The 13,232-nt window shown below is 43.6% G+C and carries 3 protein-coding genes; all 3 read left to right on the top strand.

Annotated elements, in window-relative coordinates; translation table 11 throughout:
• Positions 1-294: 294 nt before the first annotated feature.
• On the top strand, positions 295-2,451 hold the full coding sequence (locus GF309_03520) for a hypothetical protein (protein ID MBD3157837.1): 2,157 nt from the start codon (positions 295-297) through the stop codon (positions 2,449-2,451).
• Positions 2,452-2,629: 178 nt separating this feature from the next.
• Positions 2,630-10,465, top strand: a complete 7,836-nt coding sequence (locus GF309_03515; protein ID MBD3157836.1) for a hypothetical protein — start codon at positions 2,630-2,632, stop codon at positions 10,463-10,465.
• On the top strand, positions 10,462-13,232 hold a 2,771-nt coding region (locus GF309_03510; GenBank protein MBD3157835.1), incomplete at its 3' end, for a hypothetical protein. The genes GF309_03515 and GF309_03510, both read left to right, overlap by 4 nt.

The following is a 13,232-nucleotide window of genomic DNA, read 5'->3' as shown; positions in this document are numbered from 1 at the left end:
ATTAAACATTGAAGGTTCGAGATTGCGATCTAAATCTCCAACCTGCAAATGAACAACACTTGAGATAAGCGATGGTATAAACAGTACAACCATAATCCACTCGGATTTCGTAATTTCAGGATGCTCATTGGACATCTTGTGGTTGACTCGCTTGTAGATTGTCTTTCTACTCGTTAGACCATTTTCCTTTTTTCCAAGGGGTTTGCCCTAATGACCTTTGGCCAGCTGTATTTACGAATCGGTCCTATTTGAGTAAACATGGGATTAATATCCTCGGAGAACAAATGAGTCTCCATGCATCGTAAGATTGTAATCCTACTGCTCATAACAACGCTCCTTTTCCAACCAGCACCCAATCATAGTCAGGTTACCCCTCTTTCTTGCTCACATACTTTCGCTCAGGAGGAACAGATTCATCGACAGTGGAGAATGAATATCATACTTGTCAATTACGAATCAGATGTCCTGAATACAGAACTGATCGTACAGAATCTGCCCGGTGAAAGGATACACACTGTAGATGAGTTGGTTATCAACTATACAATTGAATACACGTTTTTCTATACCAATGAAGAGTATTCGAATCAGCTGCTCTCTGTAATTGACAACAACTCCATAAACGGTTCAGATACGGGAACAACAATCAATGAAACAAAGCTGGAATATCAGAAAGAACATCCTGATGAACCACAGCGAATCTTCTACCCTCGTGCTGGCAAGTCTATTGATGCGTACGCGGTTGAGAATTGGCTCTTGGAGCATCCTTTTGTGGATGAGCCTGAGCTAGGTTACAATTTCTATCTTCTGAATTTCTCTGCTCTCGATGCAGAGGGTCATAGTGTTGAGCATTGGTTTGACTATCACGATGTTGATCCCGATACCGGCGAGCATATTGATTGGTTTAGATTGGAATGGGACAACGAACTAAATCCGCCTGTAGCTTTTCAATACGCAGGCTTTGGAGGTCGCAGCGATTTGTACGTGCTGGATCCTTCTGCCAATCAATGGTACCTGCGATGGGCGAGAATATGGTGGGGTACAGAACCTTACGATAGTGCCCCAGAATACTGTACGAAGGACTTGGAGGACAAGGTTTCTGAAGTGAATCTTGCAACACAAGCTGGAATTGATGATTTGTCAGAATACCTCAGTAGATACATGCATGATGTGATTGGCTACATACACTTTCCATTGCAACATAGTCCAGCGAAATACGCCTACAAGGGAACCCTGGAAGCACTCGTTTTCTCGCTCGACACTGATAATGGTGTTCCAGTTGATAGCATTGAATGGGTGACTGATGCAAAAACGCAGAAATCTCACCTTGAAGAATTTCTCCCTTTCCTTGAGTGGAAGACTAACGTTAGTTACCTTGATATCAATGACTATTCGGAGTGGAATGAGACTTTCTGGGACCATGCTGGAATTGTCGACGGAGAGACTATTGTCGATGGCTACGCTATGTTCTACGACATCTATCAGAATCTGAGGTACAAATATGTGGATGTGTATTCCGAGCAGATCAACGTATTCGGTGCAGTTTTCATCAAGAAGAACATGGTAATGCATGCGTACGGACGAGAATACACCGGTCTTGGCGGAGGTGGACAAACCGCCATATGGAAATCCTGGGAACGATACTATCGCCCTGATGGAGTTACGCCGCGCGAAGGAGTATCCGGAGTTCAGCTTCACGAGACCATGCATGCGGTTGGATTCGGGCATACTTGGAGTCAGGACCATTATGCAGGCGATTTCTCCTATAGTCCGATGGGGTATTTCGGTATGCATAACGGAACTTCAGTGTTTGACCAGAACTGGGTACAAAGCACGTACTTAGATCAAATGGAATGGGAGCACTGGAATCGCTTTGTAAACATCAGCGGTTCAATCCCAGAAAATCCTCGACCCGAGACCATTGAAGCCAAAGAGAAAGCTCTTGCTCATTTTGAAGAAGCTCGAGAATTGTATGACTTGATGAACTGGTCAGCTTCCTTTACCGCCCTTGAGAATGCAGATGCTTGGACTACTCGATTGATGTATTCGATTTTCGACACGGAAGCTCCCGAGTTTGTGAACTGGGGGGTTGATACTCTTGACGAGCCTGAAGGAGGAAGGGAAGTTTGGGCTATCGTTCAGGACGATCTTTCAGGCGTTGAGGAAGTAGTAGCACATGTCTTGGTTGACAATGAAACCGAGTACCAATATGATTGTGTGAAGGATAACAGCAGGTGGACAGCAGAGATTCCGCCATTGACTTTTGAGGATGAGTTGACTATCTATTTGGAAGCCACTGATTTGGGTATGAATAGTGTTCAAACGCAAAAAATCAGGATCGATGGAGACGGATTTGGGATTTTGGAATTCCTCCTCACCTACCCCTATATTGTGGCTGGTGCTTTCGTAGTTCTGGTGTTTGTTGTTTTCCTGTATCGCCGTAGAATGCAATAACGCCCCGAATTCACTTCTAAATCCCAAAATAGACGCTTTCGATAAATCGAACGCAACGCACCAAACAGGTTTTATGTAACAGAACGCTTATTTCCCAAACTCGAAGGCAATATATTGCAGACCACATTAGAGGTCTCCAAATAACGCCAGCACATCATATTGAATGGAGAGGTATTGTTTGCGGTCAAAGAAATGTATCTGTTTCCTAGCGGTAATTCTTCCATTGTTTGTGGGTTTCCTCTTTTCCGGTCCTGCTTTCATTGGTGTTCCTGTCGATGAACCTGCAGGCTCTACAGTGGATTTGGAAAATGGAGACACGGTACATGTTGGACCTGATGAAGTTCTACGGAAATATGAGCTATCCTCTGTTCCAACACAAATCACTGGCTCTGGTGTGCCTTTGAACGGCTCGGAATATGGCAATCGGACCGATACTTTCACTGACGAAACCATGTATTATGATGCTGATAGTGGCGATACGACCACGTCGAATCTGAGTGTACCTCTTGGAGAGGAATGGGAGTCATACCAAGTAGATGCCAATATCACCGATATCACGGAGAACCGTACATGGGTGGAAAACTCTGGATTTGATGATGACTCATTATGGGACTATGACTATCATAATGAACCCAAGACATATCCTGCAAGTACCGAGGATAATACATTCACCTCCGAATGGGATTCAGATGGACATGGGACAGGAGACGGTTCCACGTTCTTTGAAATAACCGGCTATTATTACGATACCGGCAGCCAGAATGGTGACTGGTACGACCCGGGAGACAAGGCGTATGTAACTCAGAACCTCACTATCAATCGTGGGAATATCGATTGGATGGGCGTCTCTCTCGACTATTGGGCTGATAGCTCAGGCTGGGGTGGGTATGGATCCTACATGACTGGCTTCTTTGAATTGTTTGTTAGTGACGGTGATCCTGACAATGGAGGAGAGTACTTATGGTCGAAGAAATTCGATGCTATTGATAGTGATGAGTCTTGGTTTTCTACCGGGATTGTCTCAGTGAACCCGTCTTCTTTTTCGCTTCCGAATTTGAGTATTTGGAGTGGTCTGAGAGTCACACAGCTAGAATGGTACCGACCTGATATTATACCTCAGGGCCGCTTGGACAATATAGTAATATACATCAAAGCCAAAGCCACGCCTGAAGATATCAATTTACAGATGAATGGGGCTCCCGTATCAAATGTGGTAGATGGAGGAAATCCCATTTATGGAATTGGAACTGTTTCTTATTCTCCCTCGAATCCCTGGGATGGAGGCAAAGCCTATGCGAACTTCTCTTGGACACCATCTCCTAATCCACCCGATCCGAATTTTGATATCAATGTCCAAATTGATGCAGCAGTTACAGCTTATGCCCGAAGATATAACGTGTCTACGATATATGACGCTGAGAACTTCTTGGTGGGAGACAGCTATTCAGTTGAAAATGCGAGTGATGTGAACTGGCAGACCAATTTCTATGCGGCTGTACCGGGAGGTTATTCATCGAAATACTTCTTTAACATCTCACTTCCGCAAAACAGAGATATCAACTACATGGCACAGCCAACAGACAGAACAACAAATCTTTCCTACGGTTGGCACTATGGGGACCCTGGAGATGGGTTAGTAAATGTATCAGCCTACGAAGTCACAGTGAACCAGCAAAACGGATTCTGGTTACTAAAAGGTTCATCTCCCAATATGATTCAGAATCTTGAAGTGTGGAATCAAGCGATTGCACAGTGGTCCAGAACTGAGGTGTTCAGAGCAAATAATGATACCAGATTCAGGGCTACATTACCTAGCTCTTATGAGAATGACATTGTTAACTACACCATCTATGCCCCCAATGGCAGTATTTGGATTAACCTTCAAGCTACGGTAGATAGTAGCGGTTACGCAGTATCTGATTACATCAATTTTGACGCATACAACGCGTCTGTTGGGAGTTGGGAAGTACAGGCTAAGGTGGTTGATTCTGGCTCAGGCGAGGTCATTAGAAATGTGGGCTTCTTCAGACGGGAATTTTCAATTAAACATTCAACAGATATCAGTGTGAAATACCCGATTGGTTCGGACGATACTTGGTCCAAGAATGTCTCTTATGGAGATCCTGTTCTACTTCAGTTCAGAGTTCAAGACACAGATAACGGCGAACTTCTCCCAGGAGGCGAGATGACGTATTCCTGGGCAGCTGGTTCTGGATCATTGAATGATATGGGTACCGGTGAATATTCGGTCACCCTGAATACAAGCCAAGTGACAAGTAGAGGTGCATACCCAGTCAGCCTAGAATGGTCTGATGATTTCTATGATGCCATTTCAACTGTTTTCACAATCAACGTGATTTTCGATACTGAGCTCCTCTCTTCTGATGCACCTGGGATTGACGTTCCTGGAGGATACATTGGCCAGATAGATCTCTACTATGAAGACGAAGAATCCAATCCAATAACGGATGCAACAATAATAGCAAACTGGTCTCATGATGAGTATTCAGTTGAAGAAGTACCTGGCAACCCTGGTCACTACAATCTTACACTAGAAACGGATGATACGTCTCTAGATACATATCGACTAGAAATTACTGCTTCTCAAGACTACTGTGAGAGTCGAACCATTACCCTTTCGGTCCAAGTGAGAGAGTTATTCACTTCAGCAATACCCTCTGCTAGCCAGGTTTCTCTCCCTGTTGGATATCAGAGTTCATTAACGATAACCTATCGAGATACAGATCATGACCAGCCTATCACAGGTGCTGCTGATGCAATCAGTTGTAATTGGTCCGAGATTCATTCAGCTGGCGAAGAGAACTACACCGTGGTCGAGACTTCACCTGGCAAGTATGAGGTAACACTATTCTCTGAAGACTCTGACGTTTTGGACTCTTACGACGTAGTTTTCAATGTCGAAAGGTACGCTACTCAGAATCACACATTTACAATCACAGTTGAATTAAGGACGCATCTGACCTCCCTATACTTAGATAATCCAATAGAGCCAACTCCATATACTGGTGAAATTGAAGCCTACGTTGTGTATTATGATGTCGATGCAGATACCGGAATCACAAATGGAAGTGCTACTGGATATAATGTTCTTCTAGATGTACAGAGTTCGAGCTTGGCATCAGTAGAATTCTCGGTATCTAATGGTAGTCGACCAGGAGAGTACATCATCCTCATAGATGCCGATCAGTGGAATTCAACCGGTGAGAAGGATTTGACCATACTTGTCAATTGGACTGGGTTGACAAGGAAGTATTACAATAGGACAATTCAGACTGATGTAACAGTTGTGGGAACACCCACAGATATCTATCTAGAACAAAGTCCTGTAATGACTTCGTATGGTGAAAACATTACTTTCTCTGTGGTTTACTATGATCTTGCAAACGATACGGGAATATCAAACGTTACTGGATTATATCCGGGTAATGTGTTTTTGAGTGTAGAGATTCTTACACCTGGAGAAACGTTGAATCAAGCTGACATGGTAATCAACGAAACAAATCCAACAACTTCTCCTGGTGAGTATCACATTGCATTCAATACTAGTCTCCTAAGTGGACTGGGCTCATACGACCTTTTGATTTGGTTGAACTGGACAGAAGGACAACTACCCTTGTATGAGAATCAATCACTTACTGTTTCAGTAACGGCAACATATCGACAGACAACTGTTGATTGGCAACCACTACCAGTTACTCCTTATGATGAACTAGTCAACCTCAGCTTCGTATATACTGATGTCTTGACTGGAACTCCCATACTGAATGCTTCTTCTCTACATATTTCAATCCAAGAATCCGTTCCGTATTCTGTCTTCTACGTGGGTGATTCTTCTGGTGAATTCATAATTGAACTCAATACGTCTTACTGGGAGCCCGGTACTCATAGTTTCCATCTCAATTTGACGTGGATTGGTGAACCCTTCTATCAAAACCGAACGTCTTCGGAGATACCAATAACGGTCAGATACCGCTATACAGAATTAGTTCATGGTTCATATGGCCCAGTCCAATATGGTAACAATCTTACGTTGAGATTTACGTACCGCGATTTGGACGATTTTACTAGTATAGGCATGGATGGAAGTGTTTTGTCACTTGATTCTGTCCTCCAAGGGTATTATGACATAACTGATGAAGGCAACGGAAACTACACCCTTTCGTTGAATACCACCGCGTTTGGAGAGCTGGGCACACATCAGGTGAATGCAAGTATTATCTACGGCGGGGATAGATACTGTGAGAATGCAACCGATTTCTTCTATCTGAAAATAACGAGAAGAAGGACTCAGCTGACCAGTGAATTGCCATCACTAGCACCCTATCAGACTCTTGCCAACATTACAATAGCATTTACGGATGACAACGATGGGTCTGGTATCTCTGGAGCCAATGTACTTGCTTCATGTGATACCGCTCAGCACGAACTTGAGCTTGGGACAAATTACTGGGTTGAGGACCACGGGGACGGCAACTACACGATCAGGATATCTACAGATGATGCTCTCGGAGATTTTGGTACCTATTCAATTTCAATTATTGCCAATTGGACTGGTACACCTTTCTATTTGGAAAGAAGCACAACTGTAAGTCTCGAGGTATCGAGACGACCTATCTCTTTCACTGTTTCAGAATCACCTCTCAATACCCCCTATCTAGAAAACATATCCTTCGAACTTACCCTTACCGATTCTCTAACTGGCGAAGGTATTGAGCTTTCCAAAGACATTCTTTCTGTTACACATGGTAGTGATATATCACTGCCCAATTCAGATTACAGTCTATCGGGTACTGATGGTGTATATGTTATTTCAATGAACTCGAGTGCGCTCAGTTCATCCTTAACAAATGATTATCCTGTTCAATTAAAGATGTACTGGGGAGATACGACACCATTCTATCAGAACGCAACTACCTCAACTGAAGTATCGATAACAGCAAGATTTACTCAGATGGGCGTTCTCTCTACTCCTCCTGCTTACATATTCTTCAACGCAAGCCCTACAATACGATACGGCGATTATCTGTCTGGTGAGGGAATTGAAGGTGCGGATATCTCCGTAAGATGTCAGAATACAACCTCATTTGGCTATTGGATTTATGATTTGGGCGAAGGGGCTTATGAAATTCGGATTAATACTACGGATCTTGCTGGACCTGGAAAATACTATTTCCGTGCCAATGCTACTTGGACAGGAATCCCCTATTATCAAAACCGTACCGGGCTCAGATTCAGTGTAACAGTTAATCCTGTCTCAACTTCATTGAAATTCAACTTACCTGCAGGATCTACCTACTATCCTGGGGATACAATTGTAGGAAACATAACATTCCTCGACATTGTGACTTCAACTGGCATTGAAAATGCATTGATTGAAACAAGCTGGAATACCACACACACGACTTCGGATCATTTGTCTGAAATTGGAAATGGTGTATACAACCTTACAATAGATACAACAGGCCTAGATGCTGGTTTGTACGCCTTCGAGATTAATGCATCCAAGGTATTTCATGTGAATCAATCTGTTTTGGCTGAGATTATACTTTCAGCCCTTCCAGTGGAACTTCAGATAGAAATTGCGCCTGAAACCCCAGAATGGGGCGATTTATTCAATGTGACCGTCAATGTCACGGATCTACAGAATTTTGATCCTGTGTCCGAAGGAACAGTCAACATAACATTCGCTGGTGATATGAAATCAGCAGATGAAGTGGCAGAAGGTATCTACAACTGTACTTTCAATTCTACTGATTATACTGCAGGTCAATACACGATTACTGTGTCTTTTGAGAAATTCAATTACGAAACCCGTGAAAAGGAATCTCAAATAAAAATAGCAAAATTGGCTGCTACCCTTTCGGCCGCTGTATTATTAGAACCCGGACAATCCACAGTTGTGAATGGTGAGAATGTAACAATCCGAGCGAATTACACTGTTCAAGGTGGAACAACACCGATTGCTGGCGGCTCTGTATCATATAGCTGGATTGGTGGTACGGGTGACTTGTATTGGAACGAAGAAGAGTCTAGTTACACTGGTATGTTCATGGTGTCTGGTGTTCCTATCGGCAGTCATCAAGTACTACTAAGAGCAACTTCGGACAATTACAAGAGCGTCAATACGCAACTCCTCATAGAAGTGAAACAGATTTCAACTGACCTTGTGCCTTACGGCAATGAAACTGTGCTTTCTGTGATTTCAGGTGATTATCTGAATGTCACGGTTTACCTGAATAATACCGATCTTGACCTTCCTGTGGATGGTGCAAATCTAACCTACAGTATTGGCTCGGTAACTGGGAATCTAACTGATCTTGGTGGCGGATTCTATTCTGGAAATGTATCAACGGAGGCTCTGGAAATCCGTGAATGGGGTTTGAGCATTTCATCATTCAAGGAGGGGTACGAGCCAAGCTTGATTCGATTCACTATCCAGATAGAGAAGATTCCCACTAGACTATCCGTTATTGGGGATGCATTTCAGGAGGCTTTCTACGGTCAGAATGTAACATATCGATTACAGTTCCTCGATTCACATAATGATATAGGGGTGTCAAATGCTTCGACAAGCTACTCATTTGCTTCTTCATCTGGTCCCCTCATTGATATCGGTGATGGAGAGTATACCTTAACGGTCAACACCTCTATCGTTGCTGCTGGAAGCCTACCTCACACCATTTCAGTCACATTCAGCAAAGAACGGTATATCTATGCGTATGGAGATGTTAGACTTCTTGTCAAGCCGATAAGTACCACGATAGCTGGGTCAGATGAGGTTGATTTTCCTGTTGGTGATGACTATAGCCAACTATTCAAATTCCAGGACACGCTTCACAACCAATCAATAGCGGATGCCACAGCAACAGCGATATGGGAATTTGGAGCCGTACAGCTTACCAATCTTGGCAATGGCTCCTATCGATTCGGCCCTGCAGAAACAAATATCTCCCGACTTCAAATCAGATCTGAACCATACAATGTCAGGGTCATATTCTCCCGAGGAAACTACAGTCAAGCGGTTCTAGCTGTGGATATGACAATTCGGAGAATCAGAACCGAATTAGTCATTGAAAATGAATTGAATCAGGTGTATGTTGGCGAACCATTTCTGCTAGTTGTGACATTTATGGATATTGACCACGGAGTACCCATTCCTAATGCGATAAACGAGACTACAAATCTTGAGCTTACGCGAGCAACGAATCTCGATATCGATTATGGCAACGGAACGTATGCCTTAGGATTCGTTGCAAACAATGTCCGGAGTTACCGAATCAATGTCACACTCAGCGCTCAAGACTACAAGGATGGCGAGGTTAGCATCACAATCTACTCATTACTAACACCTGAACAAGAAGCACTTGTAACAGGATTCAGTTACGGCATGGTAGGGCTCATAGCCTTGGTTATTCTGGGTGCTGTATACGTGAAAATCCTATCTGTTCCAAAGATGCTCCGATGGCTCAGAGGAATGGTGGGAAGTTTGGAGAAAGGAGAAATCCCTGAAGCCAAACCTGTGAGATCGAGACGTGAAGTTCTGAAGGAAATGATGAATGAAGACCTTGAAGCGATACATATTAGGAAGACAAACGAGGATGTCGCACTTTCTACTGTGGATGTATCGGTACTTGATGTCGAGGAGTTACTTGATGAACTTGCTGACATTGTCGGCCTGACTGAAGATGATATTGCCATCTTGCGCGATGATTTGGAGGCTATGCGTCCAAGCGAACGTGCAGGATTCGTTTCAGAAGTTATCAAACAGGAAAGAGCAAGGCGAGCCCGAGAAATCAAGGCGAGAGAAAGGGAACCTGAAGAACCAGAAGCCGTGAAAGGATTATCGGAGGAGGAGATTGAAGATTTGCGCCGCCGATTACAAACGCGTGGAATAGAAGAAAGTGAGATAGAACTCATTATTGAACAGGCTAGAAATCTATCGCGGGCAGAGATAGAAGCATTACTTGATCAGCTCGGAGGTGATGAGCAGTGAAAATGAAGAAACTAGTACCAGTTGCATTATCGATAGTAGTATTACTAATGATTACCACTCCATTTGTGTCGAATCTTCATAACGCTTCACTGACTCCAGATAACGCCCCATCTAAGACTGTAGAAAAGGATGTTCCGAAAGATGTGAATCAGGTTGAACCTGACCAGCTATATGATTCGAAAGAATACGTTTCTTCAGAACAGGGAATGACGGAATGGAGTGGAATCTCTTCTTCACTTGGTACTGGTGAATACGGAAACAGAACTGATATTTTCACAGGAAATTCGATGCAGTACCTACCAACGAATACAACTGCAAATGCATCGGTTAGTATACCCACAAGCGATGGCTGGGAAGGATATCGTCTAGAATCAAGAGTATTTGATTTAACCGAGAATAGGACCTGGATGACTTCTCCCGGATTTGAAGGTGGGCTTGGGGCTTGGTCGTTTGGTACAACGGGAGATTCAGGTGACAGTTATCCTGATTACAAATGGATTGAAGATGGTCACGGAAGTGGCGATGATTGCATATACCTAGAAATCAACTCGACAGATACATCGGATCCTTATTTGTTCGATTCTGGTGATGCAGCTTATGCCACTCAAACACAGTCAGTCTCACGTGGCGATGTTGTTTGGGCTGGTTTTCGGCTTGACTATTGGGCTGATACACTTGATGATACTCACTATGGAATGACAGGATCCTTCTCTATTTATGTTAATGTAGAAGGTCAAGAAGTTTGGGAGCTTGTTTTTGACGATATAGCCGCTGAAGAAACTTGGTATGATTCTGGCTTGATAGAAATTCCAGAGAGCCTCTTTGATTTACTATCTGATTCTAATGTTGATATAGAGGTAGGCCTGCTAAGCAAGCAAGATGTCGGATATGATCCAGATATCGGGCCAAGTGCTCGAATTGACAATGTTGTATTGTATTTGAAGACCAAGGCAAAACCCTCTCAAGTTAACTTGGATATGGCTGGAAATCAAGTCTCAGATTCTGCAGGCTACGGCTCTGGAAGTGTTACAATAGACCCAACTACACCTTGGACTGAGAACCCTGTTGCATTCAACTTCAGCTGGTCACCATCGCCTACCAATCCAGATCCAAACAAGACCATTACTGTTGATTTCTCAGTAGAAACCAATATGTTCGCAAGAGACACCTCCGCTCAGACTGTCTACGAAATCAGTCCTGATTCTTATGGGGAGAGATTTTCGATTCAGAATGGTACTGATGCTTACTATACGACCTACCATCACGCAGATATTCCGGATGGTTATCCAAATCTGTATTTCTTCAACCAGAGTATTCCCCACAGTCGGGATGTATTCTTCGTAGCTAGACCACTGGCTCCTAACACAAATCTGACCAGCGGTTGGTCTGGTGGAGAAATTGGTGATAACTACCTTAACGTATCTACGTTTAAGGTAACAACGGAAGCAGGACGTTATGGCTACTGGAGAATTCGAAGTAAGTCTTCCAATATAATACAAGATGTTGAGCTCTATGATTCCGATGACGCCTTGTGGAATCGATCAGCGAACTTCAGGGCGGATGAAGACAGTCAGGTTAGGGTCGATCTAGGTACCGCATATCAGGGATCCACAGTCAACATTACGATATACAGTCCCGAAGGTGATTCATGGTATTCAGTCAATGTAACAGCGGATTCCTCTGGATATGCAACTACTCCTGTGTTCAATCTTGCTGGCTCCAATGCATCTGCAGGAGATTGGATGGTTCAGGCCATGACTAACGACAGGGGAACCAATGGCACTTGGCATGCAACTGGTTTCTTCAGGCGTGCTTTCAGAATAACACACTCTTCTGAGCTAAACGTGAAGTATCCATCTGATGCTCGTCAGACTTGGGAAAGCAATGCTACATATGGAGATCTTGTTCTACTGGTCATAGAGGCTAACGATACCGATAGTGATATTCTCGTTCCTGGCGGTACACTAACGATGGACTGGGTCAATGGTACCGAGGAATTCGACGATAATGGCAACGGTGAATATACCAATGTAATTGACACATCTGTAGTGCCCGGCAAAGGAGAATTCACTCTGAGCTTGACTTGGTCACGAGACAACTTCGACGATGCGCTAGCCACATTTAATTTGATAATCAACTACGATTCTGTATTGGATTCACCAGATTACCCGAAAATCTCCGGTGCTATCGGTTCGAATCAATCTCTGACAATGAATTTCACGAATGTGAATGAAACTGGAATAGTAGGTGCCAACATACGATGTAATTGGACAGCTGGATATGAGGTGAATGAGACCGGCAATGGGCTGTACAGGATTGAGCTTAACCTTGAATCAACTGAAATTGGCGAATATCCTATCCTTGTGAATGCGAGTGCGTCCTATGTCGAACCTTCGTCCCGTCTTATCTTCGTGGAAGTTCGCGAGATATACAACCGTATTGAATACACCGCAAATGAGCTTTCAATTCCTGTTGGTGAGGCTGCGTCCTTCACCTTGACATGGACTGATACAGACAATAACGAGCCTATTGAGAATGCTAACTCTTCAATAACCTGCAACTGGACTTCTTTCCATTCCACCGGTGAGAGAAACTACACAGTAGTCGAGACTGCTCCGGGTGAGTACAACATCACCATCTATACTGAATCCGATGACGCGCTCACTGTGGGAGATGATTTGTACACAGTTCGTTTTCAGGTCAACAAAAGCAACTATCAGAATCATACATTCGATATTGGCGTGGAAATCCGCAGTCATAATACCCT

The sequence above is a fragment of the Candidatus Lokiarchaeota archaeon genome (assembly GCA_014730275.1).
Taxonomy (GTDB): Archaea; Asgardarchaeota; Thorarchaeia; order Thorarchaeales; family Thorarchaeaceae; genus WJIL01.
Note: the sequence above shows the minus strand (reverse complement) of the source record. Positions and strands in the feature narration are given on the sequence as shown.

Coding starts and splice junctions, on each gene's coding strand:
- GF309_03520 (MBD3157837.1), top strand. CDS start 295: ATGCATCGTAAGATTGTAATCCTACTGCTCATAACAACGCTCCTTTTC.